Annotated in this window: 13 protein-coding genes; 7 read left to right on the top strand and 6 right to left on the bottom strand. The window is 64.0% G+C overall.

What is annotated here, in order from left to right:
- The first annotated feature begins 1 nt into the window (after position 1).
- From ACZ46S_RS17295 to ACZ46S_RS17285, 3 genes are read left to right on the top strand one after another with little or no spacing between them, the layout of a single operon-like run.
- Positions 2-643, top strand: a complete 642-nt coding sequence (locus tag ACZ46S_RS17295; RefSeq protein WP_295739087.1) for a gluconate 2-dehydrogenase subunit 3 family protein — start codon at positions 2-4, stop codon at positions 641-643.
- Positions 633-2,267, top strand: coding sequence for a GMC family oxidoreductase (locus tag ACZ46S_RS17290; protein ID WP_464062742.1), 1,635 nt, complete (start codon positions 633-635; stop codon positions 2,265-2,267). Before ACZ46S_RS17295 ends, ACZ46S_RS17290 begins: the two co-directional genes overlap by 11 nt.
- Entirely contained in the window at positions 2,264-3,142 is an 879-nt protein-coding gene (locus ACZ46S_RS17285; protein WP_464062741.1) for an SMP-30/gluconolactonase/LRE family protein, read from the top strand. The genes ACZ46S_RS17290 and ACZ46S_RS17285 overlap by 4 nt, the downstream gene beginning before the upstream one ends.
- Here the strand turns inward: ACZ46S_RS17285 and ACZ46S_RS17280 are convergent.
- The 6 genes from ACZ46S_RS17280 to ACZ46S_RS17255 all read right to left on the bottom strand — a co-directional run bounded on the left by ACZ46S_RS17280 (position 3,139) and on the right by ACZ46S_RS17255 (position 10,579).
- Entirely contained in the window at positions 3,139-4,710 is a 1,572-nt protein-coding gene (locus ACZ46S_RS17280) for an FAD-dependent oxidoreductase (protein WP_464062740.1), read from the bottom strand. The two genes, ACZ46S_RS17285 and ACZ46S_RS17280, sit on opposite strands and share 4 nt — an antisense overlap.
- A 166-nt stretch (positions 4,711-4,876) precedes the next feature.
- The gene (locus ACZ46S_RS17275; RefSeq protein WP_464062739.1) at positions 4,877-6,655 is read right to left on the bottom strand and encodes a glycoside hydrolase family 15 protein; all 1,779 of its coding nucleotides are present in this window, start codon (positions 6,653-6,655) and stop codon (positions 4,877-4,879) included.
- A 13-nt stretch (positions 6,656-6,668) separates the two neighbouring features.
- Positions 6,669-6,980 (bottom strand): cytochrome o ubiquinol oxidase subunit IV, encoded by a 312-nt coding sequence (locus ACZ46S_RS17270; protein WP_464062738.1) that lies wholly within the window; start codon positions 6,978-6,980, stop codon positions 6,669-6,671.
- Positions 6,977-7,612: a cytochrome c oxidase subunit 3 gene (locus tag ACZ46S_RS17265; RefSeq protein ID WP_464062737.1), complete on the bottom strand. Its 636-nt coding sequence runs from the start codon at positions 7,610-7,612 to the stop codon at positions 6,977-6,979. The genes ACZ46S_RS17270 and ACZ46S_RS17265 overlap by 4 nt, the downstream gene beginning before the upstream one ends.
- Positions 7,600-9,684, bottom strand: coding sequence for a cbb3-type cytochrome c oxidase subunit I (locus ACZ46S_RS17260; protein WP_464062736.1), 2,085 nt, complete (start codon positions 9,682-9,684; stop codon positions 7,600-7,602). Before ACZ46S_RS17260 ends, ACZ46S_RS17265 begins: the two co-directional genes overlap by 13 nt.
- Positions 9,677-10,579 (bottom strand): cytochrome ubiquinol oxidase subunit II, encoded by a 903-nt coding sequence (locus tag ACZ46S_RS17255; RefSeq protein ID WP_295739073.1) that lies wholly within the window; start codon positions 10,577-10,579, stop codon positions 9,677-9,679. The genes ACZ46S_RS17260 and ACZ46S_RS17255 overlap by 8 nt, the downstream gene beginning before the upstream one ends.
- A gap of 225 nt (positions 10,580-10,804) precedes the next feature.
- Here ACZ46S_RS17255 and ACZ46S_RS17250 point away from each other — a divergent pair, with 225 nt between their 5' ends.
- Genes ACZ46S_RS17250 through arsH form a run of 4 tightly spaced genes read left to right on the top strand, consistent with a single transcriptional unit; the run spans position 10,805 to position 13,373 of the window.
- Complete coding sequence (locus tag ACZ46S_RS17250; protein ID WP_464062735.1) at positions 10,805-11,146, top strand: ArsR/SmtB family transcription factor; 342 nt, start codon at positions 10,805-10,807, stop codon at positions 11,144-11,146.
- A gap of 10 nt (positions 11,147-11,156) precedes the next feature.
- Positions 11,157-11,594 (top strand): arsenate reductase (glutaredoxin), encoded by a 438-nt coding sequence (arsC, locus tag ACZ46S_RS17245; protein WP_464062734.1) that lies wholly within the window; start codon positions 11,157-11,159, stop codon positions 11,592-11,594.
- Positions 11,587-12,633, top strand: coding sequence for an ACR3 family arsenite efflux transporter (gene arsB / locus ACZ46S_RS17240; RefSeq protein ID WP_464062733.1), 1,047 nt, complete (start codon positions 11,587-11,589; stop codon positions 12,631-12,633). The genes arsC and arsB overlap by 8 nt, the downstream gene beginning before the upstream one ends.
- Positions 12,630-13,373, top strand: coding sequence for an arsenical resistance protein ArsH (arsH, locus tag ACZ46S_RS17235; RefSeq protein ID WP_464062732.1), 744 nt, complete (start codon positions 12,630-12,632; stop codon positions 13,371-13,373). Before arsB ends, arsH begins: the two co-directional genes overlap by 4 nt.
- The last annotated feature ends 47 nt before the right edge of the window (positions 13,374-13,420 follow it).

The raw sequence follows: 13,420 nt of genomic DNA, 5'->3' as shown, positions 1-13,420 counted from the left end.
CATGAATGAGCGTTTCCCCGGCTATGACGTGCTGAACAAACGCGCCGGCCTGTCCTGGAACCACGCCACCCGCGCGGCCGTGGATGCCCGGCTGGCGGTCTCCCGGGAGCCGCGCTTTTTCGATGCGCCCGGCTTCGCGGTGCTGGAGCGGCTTTGCGCGCGCATCATCCCGCAGCCGACGGATCGCCCGCCAGTGCCGGTTGCGGCGCTGATCGACGCGAAAATGCTGCGCGCCGGCGAGATCGGCACCCGGGTGGAGCCGATGCCCTGGGATGGCGAGGCCTGGCGGCGCGCGCTGGCGGCGTTGGACCAGGAGGCCCGCAACCGCCACGGGGCCGGCTTTGCCGACCTCAATGATCGCGCCGCCGATGCGCTGCTGCACGCGATGCAGGACGGCGCCTGCGACGGCCCGCATTGGGAGCGGGTGCCGCCGAAGCTGTTCTTCGCCAAGCGGCTGCTGCCGGATATCGTCGAGGCCTATTACAGCCACCCGACCGCCTGGAGCGAGATCGGCTTTGGCGGCCCGGCCAGCCCGCGCGGCTATGTGCGCATGGAGGCCGACCGGAAAGACCCTTGGGAGGCGGCGGAAGCCAAGCCCGGCCAGGAGGCGCGCGCCCTGCGCCATAACCGCCATGTCGCCTGAGGGGCTGCGCGCCACCGGCGGGCGGGCGCCGGATGTGTTCCGCGAAGGCGGCTGGATTCCGATGCGCGAATACGGGCTGGATGAGGAGGTGGATTTCCTCATCATCGGCACCGGCGCCGGCGGTGGCACGCTGGCCGGCAAGCTCGCCGAGCACGGCTTTTCCGTGGTGGCGATGGATGCCGGCCCGTATTTCCGCCCGCTGGAGGATTTCGCCTCCGACGAGACCGAGCAGGGCAAGCTCTACTGGCAGGATAAGCGCATCTGCACCGGTGAAAACCCGCTGCAGATGGGCGGCAAGAATAGCGGCAAGGCGGTGGGCGGCTCGATGGTGCATTTCGCCATGGTCTCGCTGCGCTTCCGCCCGGAATGGTTCAAGAGCCGCAGCCTGCTGGGCTATGGCGCGGATTGGCCGCTGGATTGGCGGGAAATGTGGGGCTATTACCGGCAAGCCGAGCAGGCGCTGAGCATCTCCGGCCCGGTAAGCTATCCCTGGGGGCCCAAGCGCCCGCGCTACCCTTACCGCGCCCATGAAATCAACGCCGCCGGCAAGCTGCTGGCGAAAGGCGCGCAGGCGCTGGGGATCAAATGGACGGAGACGCCACTGGCCACTGTCTCCGCCCCGCGTGGTGAGGCCCCGCCTTGCGTTTATCGCGGCTTCTGCCGCTTTGGCTGCTCCACCAACGCCAAGCAGAGCACGTTGAACACCTGGATCCCCCGCGCGATCAAGGCCGGAGCGGAAATCCGCGACCTCGCCATGGCCGGACGGATCGAGGTGAACGCGGCGGACCGCGTTACCGGCGTGCGGTTCTATCGCGACGGCGCCTGGCATTTCCAGAAAGCCCGCAATGTGGTGGTGGCCGGCTACGCGGTGGAAACGCCGCGTCTGCTGCTCAACTCCGCCACGCCGCGCCATCCGCGGGGGCTGGCCAACAGCTCCGGGCTGGTCGGCAAATATCTGATGAGCCAGAGCAACCAGGCGGTGTTCGGGCGGATGCAAGAGGAGGTGCGCTGGTATAAGGGCCCGCCCTCCCTCACCCTCACCGAACATTGGAATTACGAGGACAAGAAAGATTTCTTCGGCGGCTATTGCTGGATGGCGCAAGGGCCGCTGCCGATCGAATGGGGCTTCATCCAGACCGGCGCGCGCGGCCTCTGGGGCGAGGCGCTGCGCCAGGAGATGATGCAGTATAACCATCAGGTCGGGCTGAAAATGGTCGGCGAGACGCTGCCGGATGCGCGCAACAGCGTGACGCTGGCCGAGGAGACCGACCAATATGGCCTGAACATCCCGCGCATCAGCTTCTCCTGGGGCGAGAATGACAAGGCGCTGATCCAGCATGCCATCGGCCAGATGACACGCAGCATGGAAGCCATCGGCGCGGAAGACATCTTCGCCCAGACCGAGGATGCCAACCATCTCGCCGGCACCGCACGCATGGGCTTCACCCCGCAGGACAGCGTGGTGAATGCCGATTGCCGGAGCTGGGACATTCCCAATCTCTGGATCTGCGACGGCTCGGTGTTTCCCACCACGGGCGGGGTCAATCCCTCGCTCACCATCCAGGCCATCGCGCTGCGCACCGCGGACCGGATCAAGGCCATGGCGCAAAGGGGGGAGCTGTGAAGATCGAACTGGTCGAAGATGCCCGCGCCAGCATCGGCGAATCGCCGCTCTGGGTACCGCAGGAAGAGACGCTGTACTGGGCGGATATCAAGGCGCCCTGCCTGTTCGCCCGCAAACTGACGGATGACAGCCAGAGGCGCTGGGATCTGCCCGCCGATATTGGCGGCTTCGCGCTGGATGGGCGGGGGCGCGCCTTGGTGGCGCTGCGCACCGGGCTGCACTGGCTGAGCCTGGACACTGGCCGCCTCGCCCTCGCCGCCCCTGCCCCGTTCGACCCGGCGTTGATCCGCTTCAACGAAAGCGGTTGTGATTCCACCGGGCGCTTCTGGGTCGGGGTGATGACGGACCCGCTGGAGGGGCGCCAGACCGACCGCAAAGGCGCGCTTTATAGCTACATGAATGCCGAAGGGCTGCGCGCCTACCCGGATTTCGCCGAAATCACCAACAGCATGGCCTGGAGCGCGGACGAACAGAGCATGTATCTCTCCCATAGCGAGGAGCGGGTGATTTATCGCTATCTCTATGACCGCGAGATCGGCGCGCTGGGCGAACGGCAAGTGTTTGCGCGCCAGCCCGGGCCCGGCATACCCGATGGCGCGGCGATGGATGAGGAGGGCTATCTCTGGTGCGCCAACCATGGCGGCTTCTGTCTGCATCGCTACGCGCCGGATGGCGCGCTGGCCGCGACCATCGCGCTGCCGGTGAGCCAGCCGACCAAATGCTGCTTCGCCGGAAAGGCGCTGGAGTGGCTCTATATCACCAGCGCGCGCGAGGGGCTGGACGATGCTGCCCTGGCCCGTGAGCCGCAGGCCGGCGGGCTGTTTCGCCTGCGCCCCGGCCCGCGCGGGCTGGAGCGCCATTGGCGGGTGCGTTAAGCTTTCAACAAATTCTCCAGAACCTGAAGCGGCGTCTGGCCTTGCGGGTGCAGCGCCTCCACGCTCCAATCCTGGCGGCGGTCGAGCAGCTCGATGATCGCGGCCATCTCCTGGTCGCGCTGATGGCCAAGGGCGGCAACCACTTTGCCGTCACGGACATAATAGGCGATGAAGCCATCGCCTTGCAGATCCCCACGCACGCTTAACGTATCATCGCCCCGCCCCAGCCCGGCATAGTCGAAACGCTGGCCATAATGGATGGTCCAGAAAAACGGCGTCTGCGCGAAGCGGGCCGGGCGCGCCAGCATGTTCAAAGCGGCAATTCGCCCGTGCTGTTCGGCAACACGCCAATGCTCCACCCGCACGCGCTCACCCTGGCCCCAGAGCGGGAAGGCGGCGATATCACCGCCCGCGAACACGCCATCCGCCACGCGCAGGCTGGGCTCCACCGGCACGCCGCCATCCTTCTGGGTGAAGGCGCCGTCGAGGAACGAGGTGGACGGGCGCGTGCCGAGGCCGAGTATGACGAGATCCGCCGGCAGATGCCCGCCGCTTTTCAACTTGACCAGATTGACCGCCGTTTCGCCCGAGAAGCCCGCCACCTCCTCGCCGGATTTGAACACCACGCCCTTTGACTCGTGCAGCTTCTGGATCACCGCGCCGATTTCACGGCCCAGATGCGCCTCGAACGGCACCGCTTCCGGACTGACCACGGTCACCGCGATGTCGCGCTGGCGCAGCGCGGCGGCGACCTCCATGCCGATGAAGCTGGAGCCGACGATCACAACTTGTTTGGCACGGCTTGCCGCCTGCTTGATCGCCTCGGCATCATCCGCGCTGCGCAGCGTATAGATCCCTGCCAGATCGGCGCCTGGTACATCCAGCGTCTTTGCCTGACCGCCGGTGGCGATGAAGATGGCATCAAAACGCTGCGCCGCGCCACCACGCAGGCGGATCGTCCGCTGCTCGACATCCAAGGCTTCGACAACGCCACTCTGCCGCTCGATGGCGTGATGTTCGTAAAAGCCCTCGTCGCGCAAATTCGGCGGATGCGCGCCCTCTGTCTTTGCCAGAAACGCCTTGCTGAGCGCGGTCCGGTCATACGGCAAACGCCCCGGCGCGTCGATCATCACGATCCGCCCGGAAAACCCTTCGGCACGCAATGTCTGCGCCGCCGAAAACCCGGCGGCGCCGGCGCCGATGATGGCAAAGCACGGCGCACTGTCCGGCTGGATAGGCTGTGGCTGGGAAGCTGGCCGTGCTTGCACATGAATCATGCCATCGCGCAGCTCCACCGCGTAACGCTGCAAATCATCGATCGCCGGCGGCGCCAGGCATTTGCCGGACTCCAGCGAAAACGCCGCCTTATGCCAAGGACAGATGATTTTATCGCCCGCCCGCACGCCCTTTTTCAACGGCGCGCCGTTATGCGGGCAATGGCCGGATAGGGCTCTTATCCCGTCCGCGGTTTTGACCAGCAGCAGCGTCTCGCCATTCAGCTCTATTTCCTTCAGGCCATTTTCCGGGAACTCATCGACATGGCCAAACTGGCCGGCGCTGGCATCCATGCGCATCTCCTTCCTTGCTCTTGCGGTGCGCAAGAGATTTCATCCACCGCGCTTGAGATGCTGTATCGCGCGGAGAATCACAGGGCTGGGCTGGTATATTCGGAATGAGTTCGGGGTCATGAACCAGCCTGGAGCTGCCGCGCCAGCGATGATGCCCGCTGAGCCATCAGCCGCCGCCGCGCTGGTAGGTGCCGCCACGCAGCCCCAGCGCCGCGTTGATGAAGGCCAGATGCGACAAGGCCTGCGGGTAATTGCCATAAAGCGCCTGGCGGGGGATATGATATTCCTCGGCCAGCAGCCCGACATCATTGGCGATATCGGCGACGCGCTGCATCATTGCCTGCGCGTCCTGATGGCGGTTCTGCATCCCCATGCAACTCGCCAGCCAGCAGGCGCAGGCGATGAAACAGCCTTCCTCGCCGCCGAACAGCGGTGCCCGCTTGCGCCGGACCAGCCCGCCTTGCACCAGCACACGCTCAATCTCCGCGATGGTGGCGCTGATGCGCGGATCCTCCACCGGCAGAAACCCGACCAAAGGCAAAAGCAGCAGCTCCGCCTGAACCCGCCTGGTGCCGTAATAGGCGGTGAAATGCCCGGATTTCGGTGCCACGCCACGCGCGCAAATCTCCGCGTGCATCGTCGCGCGCAAGCGCTCCAACCGCGTGCGCAAAGCCGGATCGCTCTGCGCGGCACTGCCTTTCAGCTTCAGGAACCGGTCCACCGCCACCCAGGCCATCACCTTGGAATAGACATAATGGCGCGGCCGCCCGCGCGATTCCCAGAAGCCCTGATCCGGAGTCCGCCAGGTTTTCTCGACATGCTCCACCAGACGCTGCTCGATCTCCATTTCCCAGCCATTGCGGTCCAACCCGGCCTGCTCGGCGAGGTGGGAGCTATCAATAATTTCCCCGAAAATATCGAGCTGCCTCTGTCCCGCGGCCTGATTGCCGATGCGCACCGGCAACGCCCCTTCAAATCCCGGCAGCCATTTCGCCCACCATTCCTGCATATGCCGCCCGCCATCCACCCGGTAGGCAATGCGGATATGCTCCGGCGAATTGCCGATGGTGCGCAGCAACCATTGCAGCCAGGCCTTGGCCTCGCCTTCAAAGCCGGCATTGAGAAAGGCGGTGAGGGTGAAGGTGGAATCCCGCAGCCAGCAATAGCGATAATCCCAGTTCATCCGCCCGCCCGGCTTTTCCGGCAGCCCCGCGGTGCCGGCGGCGAGGATGCCGCCGGTTGGCATGTAGGTGAGCGCCTTCAGCGTGATCAGCGAGCGACGAACCAGATCCGGCCAGGCTGTTTCATGCTTGAAGCCTGAAATCCAGTCCAGCCACCAGCGCTTGGTCTGGCGTAGCAGCGCGTGCGCATCCAGGGCCGGCGGCAAGGCCGCGGTGGACTCGCCATGCTGCATGCAGAACACGACCTGTTGCCCGGCGGCGAGGGGAAAGGCGGCACTGATCGTGCCGGCCTCTTCCCGCAGCGGAATATCGGCGCGCACCGCCAGCAAATCCGGCCCGATCCGCCCGACCAGAACACCCTCCTCGCGGCTATACCAGGGCGCCACCCGGCCGTAATCGAAGCGGGCGCGCAGCGTCGTGCGCATCTCCACCACTCCCGACAAGCCGGAGACGATGCGGACCAGGCTTGAATGTTTGCCCTCGCGGATCGGCATGAAATCCGTCACCAGGCACGCCCCGCCCTCGGTGTGGAATTCTGTTTCCAGTACCAACGTATCGCCGGCATAGCGCCGGCGCGTCTGTTGTGCAGGCCGCTGCGGACAAAGCTCCCAGCTGCCATGCTCCGGCCGGCCGAGAAGGGCGGCAAAACAGGCATCGCTATCGAAACGGGGCAGGCACAGCCAGTCGATGGCGCCGTTCAGGCCGACCAGCGCCAGGCTTTGGCCATCGCCGATCATCGCGTAATCCTCGATGCGTTTGGCCATGAACAGCGCCTCCCTACATCATCCTGGCGCGCAGATTGAACAGCACCACCAGCGTGCCGCCAACCATCAGCGCGATGATCAAGCTCGAAAACAGCACCAGCATCAGATCGGCCCGGGCCGAGCGCTGCAGGCTGAGATGCAGGAAGCAGCGCATATGCACGATGATCTGCACCAGCCCCAGAACCAGAATGATCGCGAAGATCGTCTCCGGCGCGGCTACGCGGAAATAGACCAGCGCGAAGGCGGTGAAGGTCAGCGCCAGGGCCAGGGCATAGCCCAGCGCGTAGGTAAGAAGATCGCCGAGGACCGGCCGCAAACGATTCATGCCAGCAGCCCCCGCAGATAGACGATGGTGAAAATCGCCACCCAGACGACATCGAGAAAATGCCAGAACAGGCCGAGCCGGATCAGATTGATCTTGACCCGTTCATCGATGCCGTGAATGGCGAGTTGCACCGCCATGATGACAATCCAGATCAACCCGCACGTGACATGAAGCCCATGCGTGCCAACCAGCACGAAGAAAGAGGAAAGCGCGCCGCTCGCCTGCGCGGTTTCACCATGCGCGACCATGTCGGTGAAATCGCCGATTTCCAGGCGCAAAAACCAGGCGCCGAGCAGGAAGGTGACGCCGAGCCAGCCCCATATCCAGCGTCGGGAGGCGCCGAGCTTCAAATTCAACGAGACCATGCCGTAGGCAAAGCTGCTGCTGAGCAGCGCCAAGGTTTCCAGAAAGCTGGAGCTGAATTTGAAGTCCGTATGCGGTGCCGGCCCGCCGGCGGTGGCATCCAGCATCGTACCGTAGATGGCAAAGAGCAGCGCGAACAGGATCGCATCGCTCATCAGGAACACCCAGAAGCCGAAAACGTCGCTCTCCACCTGCGCCTGTTTTTCCGGCGGATGATTTGCCAGATTCAGCCCGGCATGCAGCAATTCCGGTTCATTCACTCCGGCCATATTGCGCGCCCCTCATTGCTCGGTGTTTCCTCAAGATGGCGCGAAACCGGCGTCGCCGCGGCGGCGATGGCCAGCCAATGGCGATCCGCGGCCTCGATCTCGGCGGCGGGAATGATCTTGTGCAAGTCACGCTGAAAGCTTCTCACCAGACCGGCGGCGATACTGAGCAGCCCGAAGAGGATGGCCATCCACCAGATATGCCAGACCAGCCCGAAGAAGCACACGGCCATGCCGAGGCCAAAGATCAGCCCCCAGCCAGTATTTTTCGGCATCTCGATATCGCGGTAATGGTCCGCTGGCTTGTAGGCGCCGTGATTGCGCTTGCGCCAGTAGAAGGCATCGCGATGGCCGACCTGCGGGATGGAGACGAAATTATATTCAGGCGGTGGCGCGCTGATCGACCATTCCAGCCCGCGCGCGTCCCAAGGATCACCGACGGGCACCGCCAGCATATCGCGTTTTTTCACGCTCACCCAAACCTGAATGAACAGGCTGGCGAGACCGGCCAGGATCAGGAATCCGCCGCACATCGCCACCAGCAGCCAGGGCTGAAAGGCCGGATTGCTGAATTCCACCGTGCGCCGGGTGGCGCCATCCGCCCCCAGAACATAGAGCGGCATGAAGGCCATGTAGAATCCGACCACCCAGAAAAACACCGCCCGCTTGCCCCATTTTTCTTCCAGCCGAAAACCGAAGGCTTTCGGGAACCAATATTGGCACCCGGCGATCATGCCAAATAACGTTCCCGGAATCAGCATGTTATGAAAATGCGCGACCAGGAACAGCGTGTTGTGCATCATGTAATCGAGCGGCGGCGTGGCGAGGATGATGCCGCTCAACCCGCCAATGACAAAGGTGATCAGAAAGGCCAGCGTGAACAGCATCGGCGCGGTATAGCGCACGCGGCCGCGAAACATCGTCCAGGTCCAGTTATAAAGTTTAACGCCCGTGGGAATGCCGATCAACATCGTGGCGATGCCGAAAAACGCGTTCACATTCGCGCTCTGGCCCATGGTGAAGAAATGATGCAGCCAGACGGTAAAAGACAACACACCGATCGCCATGGTCGCGATCACCAGAGACACATAGCCGTAAAGCTCCTTGGACGAGTAGGCGGAAACCACTTCGGAATAGACGCCAAAGGCCGGCAGGATGAGAATATACACCTCCGGATGGCCGAACAGCCAGAACAGATTGACGTAATTCATCATGTTGCCGCCGAGATCATTGGTGAAGAAATGCATGCCCAGATAACGGTCGGCGGCGAGCAGCAAGGTCGCGACGGTCAGCGGCGGCATCGCGAAGATCATCAGAATCGCGGTGCACAGGGCGGTCCAGCTGAAGAGCGGCAGGCGCATCCAGCTCATCCCCGGCGCGCGCAGCTTGTAGATGGTGACGGCGAAATTCAATCCCGTCAGCATCGCGCTGAGTGAACTCATCGTCACCGCCCAGATCCAGTAATCCGGCCCGACGCCGCCATTGAAGGCCAGCTCCGTGTAGGGCGGATAGCCGCTCCAGCCGCCGGTGGAAAACTCGCCGATGACCAGCGAGACCATCACCAGCACCGCGCCGCCGACCGACAGCCACAACCCGATCGAGTTGAGAAAGGGAAACGCGACATCCCGCGCGCCGATCTGCAAGGGCATGGCGAAATTCACCAGGCCGGAGATCAACGGCATCACTACGAAGAAGATCATGATGGTGCCGTGGGTGCTGAAGAATTGCGCGAAATGATCGGGGGCGAGAATCCCAGGCGCGTTCACAGCGAGGTCCTGCTGCACGCGCATCAAAACCCCTTCGATGACGCCGCGCACGATCATCACCACCGCCAGGCAGACATACATGATGCCGATGCGCTTATGATCGAGGCTGGTGAACCATTCGCTCCAGAGATAGCGCCATTTGCGCAGCCAGGTGATCAGCCCAAGCCCCGCCAGCGCGCCGAACACGGCGATCATCGCCGCCGCGCCGGCGATGATGTTGCTGATCGTCGGATCCTGCCAGGCCTTCACCACCGGCAGATCGATCCAGACGAACCGGCCGAAGAGAATATGCCAAACCATGCTATCCATGTGCGCCGGCCTCGTGATGCTGGGCGAGATATCCGGGCTGGATTTTCTGCGCCAAAATATCCTTGAACAGATCCGGGGTGAGCTGACCAAAGACCAAGGGATGATCGACCAGCGATTGCCGGGATAATGTCTGGTAGGCGGCCGCGTTCATGGCGGCATTGCTCGTCTGCGCCTGCGCCACCCAGCTGGTGAAATGCGCTTGCGTCATTGCCTGAATGGTGAATTTATCCGCATGAAATCCGTCGCCGTTATATTGGGTATTTTCGCCAAAATAGGTGCCGGGCTTGTCGATTTCGAAATTCAACCGGGTGCGCATGCCGGCCATCGCGAAAATCTGCCCGGCGAGGCGCGGCATCAGCAGCGATTGCATCACGGTGCCGCTGGTCATCTGAAATTCCACCGGCGTGCCGGCGGGAACGACCAGTTGATTGACCGTCGCGATATGCTGCGCGGGATACAGAAACAACCATTTCCAATCCAGCGCCACCACCTGCACCTGCAAGGCCGGCGCGGCGCTGGCCACGGGTTTGTAGGGATCAAGCCGGGTCGTGTAACGCACCAGCAGAACCGAGAGAACAACCACCACCAAGGTTGGCGGAATCCAGATCAGCCCTTCAAGAATCCAGCTGAACCCCCATTGCGGGCGATAGGCGGCGCGTTCGTTGGAGATGCGATAATGCCAGGCGATCAACGGCACCAGAATGAAAACCGGAAGCCAGACCAGGACGAGAATGACGCTGACAATCAGAAATTCATGATGTTCGAGATTGGCGATCCGCCCCGCCGGCCCGCCGAGAAATCCTCCCGAAAGCGCCCCGCACCCGCTGAGCGGCAGCAGACAAAGCGTGAGAAAAATCCGCGCGAGCCAGCGGCGCCGCGCTCGACGCCGCATCATCGCCATTCCGCGGGGAAAAATGTCCAGATCCGCCATGCCTCATCCGTCCGCAACCCTTATCGGAGATAAGCCCACGCGCCTTGATATGAAGCCATGTGGCGGTTTCGTAATCCAATGTTGGGGTTCGCCCCCCTCCGCTCATGTCCGCCTGGTCATGGGGATGCTCCCAAAAGGGTCAGAGGCTCGCTCTTTTCATTTCAATATATATTGAGATATTGAATAATCATGGATGAAGCCCAAGCCCTCGCTGCCTTTGCCGCCCTGTCCCAGGAAACCCGCCTGCGCATCGTCAGGCTGCTGGTAAGCGCCGGCCCGGAGGGCATGGCCGCCGGGGCGATTGGGGAGGCGCTGGCGGCCAGCTCCTCCCGGCTCTCTTTTCATCTGTCGCATCTGGAGCATGCGGGGCTGATCCAGTCCCAGCGGGAGGGCCGCTCGATCCGCTATAGCGCCCGCTATGAGGCGCTTTCCGGGCTGATCGCCTTCCTGATGCGCGATTGCTGCCAGGGGCGCCCGGACGTCTGTGCCCCCGCCGTCAACGCCCTGGCTGCCTGCTGCCAAACCCCATGAGGAGCGCATAATGACCGTCACCATCTACCACAACCCGGCCTGCGGCACGTCGCGCAATGTGCTGGCGATGATCGAGAATAGCGGCGCGCGGCCGCATATCATCGAATATCTGAAAACCCCGCCCAGCCGGGACGAGCTGGCCGGCCTCATCGCCCGCATGGGCATTCCCGTGCGGGCGCTGCTGCGGGAAAAAGGCACGCCTTATCATGAGCTTGGCCTGGATGACCCGGGGCTGAGCGATGACGCGCTGCTGGATGCGATGATGGCACACCCGATCCTGATCAACCGCCCCATCGTGGTGACAGAGCTTGGCGTGAAGCTGTGCCGCCCCTCCGAGCTGGTGCTCGACCTCCTGCCCGCCCCGCAGCGCGCCGCCTTCTCCAAGGAAGATGGCGAGGCGGTGATCGACGCGGCGGGCCGGCGCGTGGGCAAGCCCGGCCATGAGTAAGCCGGCGCGCCTGGGCGTGTTTGAACGCTATCTCACCCTCTGGGTGGCGCTGTGCATTCTCGCCGGCATCCTTCTGGGGCAGCTCGTCCCGAGCCTGTTTCAGCTGCTTGGCGACGCGACGCTGGCGCAGGTGAATCTGCCGGTCGCGCTGCTGGTCTGGCTGATGATCGTGCCGATGCTGCTGAAAATCGACCTCGCTTCGTTGCGCCAGGTCGGCCGGCATTGGCGCGGCATTGCCACCACCGTCGGGGTGAACTGGCTGGTGAAGCCGTTTTCGATGGCGCTGCTGGGCTGGCTGTTCATCGGCCATCTCTTCCGCCTCTGGCTGCCGGCGGCGCAGATCGACGGCTACATGGCCGGGCTGATCCTGCTCGCCGCCGCCCCCTGCACGGCGATGGTGTTCGTCTGGTCCAGCCTTGTCGAGGGCGAGCCGCATTTCACCCTCTCCCAGGTGGCGCTGAATGACAGCATCATGATCGTGGCCTTCGCCCCGATCGTGGCGCTGCTGCTGGGGCTGTCCTCGATCACCGTGCCCTGGAACACGCTCATCATCTCTGTGCTGCTCTATATCGTGGTGCCAGTGGTGGCGGCCCAGCTCTGGCGCCGGGCCTTGCTGAAGGCGGGCGGGCAAGGCGCGCTGGAGGCGACGCTGCGCAGGCTCGCGTCGCTCTCGCTGCTGGCGCTGCTGCTCACGCTGGTGCTGTTGTTCGGGCTGCAGGGCCATCAGATCGTCAAACAGCCCGCGGTGATCCTGCTGCTGGCGGTGCCGATCCTGATCCAGGTCTATTTCAATGCCGGTCTGGCCTATTGGGTGAACCGGCGGCTCGGCGTCGAATGGTGCGTGGCCGGCCCCTCCGCGCTGATCGGCGCCAGCAATTTCTTCGAGCTGGCGGTGGCCACGGCAATCGCGCTGTTCGGCTTTCAGTCCGGCGCGGCGCTGGCCACGGTGGTCGGCGTGCTGGTCGAGGTGCCGGTGATGCTCTCAGTGGTGCAGATCCTCCGGCGCTCGCGCGGCTGGTATGAAAGGAGGCAGGCATGAGCCTGCGCGACCTCCCCGATCCGACCCACCTGCCCGCCCTCGATCAAAGCCGGGCTTATGCGCGGCCGGCGGCCGGGCTGGGCCCCGCCGAGCCGCCGCCGCGCATCCTGCTGCTCTACGGCTCGCTGCGAGATCGTTCCTTTTCCCGGCTGGCCGTCGAGGAAGCCGCCCGCCTGCTGCAATTTTTTGGGGCGGAAACCCGCATCTTCGACCCGCGCGCGCTGCCTCTGCCGGACCAGGTGAAGGGCGACGACCATCCGGCCGTGCGCGAGTTGCGGGCACTGTCGCTCTGGTCCGAAGGCCAGGTCTGGTGCAGCCCGGAGCGGCATGGCCAGATCACCGGGATCATGAAAGCCCAGATCGACCATCTGCCGCTGGAAATGGGCGGCATGCGCCCCACCCAGGGGCGGACCCTGGCCGTGATGCAGGTCTGCGGCGGTTCGCAGAGCTTCAACGCGGTGAACACGCTGCGCCTGCTCGGCCGCTGGATGCGGATGTTCACCATCCCGAACCAATCCAGCGTGGCCAAGGCGTTTCAGGAATTCGACGAGGCCGGGCGGATGAAACCCTCCGCCTATTATGAGAGGATCGTCGATGTGATGGAGGAGCTGGTGCGCTTCACCGTGCTGCTGCGCCCGCACACCGCCACGCTGGTCGACCGCTATTCCGAGCGCAAGGCCGGAGCGGTGATCGATGCGAGGACGGATCTGGCATCCCGGTCGCAATCCTCACCCCCGTGAGCCTGCGCGGGATGATGGTCGTCCCGCGCACGCCAAAGCCGCCTCGC

Source organism: Acidocella aluminiidurans (assembly GCF_055383125.1).
Note: the sequence above shows the minus strand (reverse complement) of the source record. Positions and strands in the feature narration are given on the sequence as shown.

Coding starts and splice junctions, on each gene's coding strand:
- ACZ46S_RS17295 (WP_295739087.1), top strand. CDS start 2: ATGAATGAGCGTTTCCCCGGCTATGACGTGCTGAACAAACGCGCCGGC.
- ACZ46S_RS17290 (WP_464062742.1), top strand. CDS start 633: ATGTCGCCTGAGGGGCTGCGCGCCACCGGCGGGCGGGCGCCGGATGTG.
- ACZ46S_RS17280 (WP_464062740.1), bottom strand. CDS start 4,710: ATGGATGCCAGCGCCGGCCAGTTTGGCCATGTCGATGAGTTCCCGGAA.
- ACZ46S_RS17275 (WP_464062739.1), bottom strand. CDS start 6,655: ATGGCCAAACGCATCGAGGATTACGCGATGATCGGCGATGGCCAAAGC.
- ACZ46S_RS17270 (WP_464062738.1), bottom strand. CDS start 6,980: ATGAATCGTTTGCGGCCGGTCCTCGGCGATCTTCTTACCTACGCGCTG.
- ACZ46S_RS17265 (WP_464062737.1), bottom strand. CDS start 7,612: ATGGCCGGAGTGAATGAACCGGAATTGCTGCATGCCGGGCTGAATCTG.
- ACZ46S_RS17260 (WP_464062736.1), bottom strand. CDS start 9,684: ATGGATAGCATGGTTTGGCATATTCTCTTCGGCCGGTTCGTCTGGATC.
- ACZ46S_RS17255 (WP_295739073.1), bottom strand. CDS start 10,579: ATGATGCGGCGTCGAGCGCGGCGCCGCTGGCTCGCGCGGATTTTTCTC.
- ACZ46S_RS17250 (WP_464062735.1), top strand. CDS start 10,805: ATGGATGAAGCCCAAGCCCTCGCTGCCTTTGCCGCCCTGTCCCAGGAA.
- arsC (WP_464062734.1), top strand. CDS start 11,157: ATGACCGTCACCATCTACCACAACCCGGCCTGCGGCACGTCGCGCAAT.
- arsB (WP_464062733.1), top strand. CDS start 11,587: ATGAGTAAGCCGGCGCGCCTGGGCGTGTTTGAACGCTATCTCACCCTC.
- arsH (WP_464062732.1), top strand. CDS start 12,630: ATGAGCCTGCGCGACCTCCCCGATCCGACCCACCTGCCCGCCCTCGAT.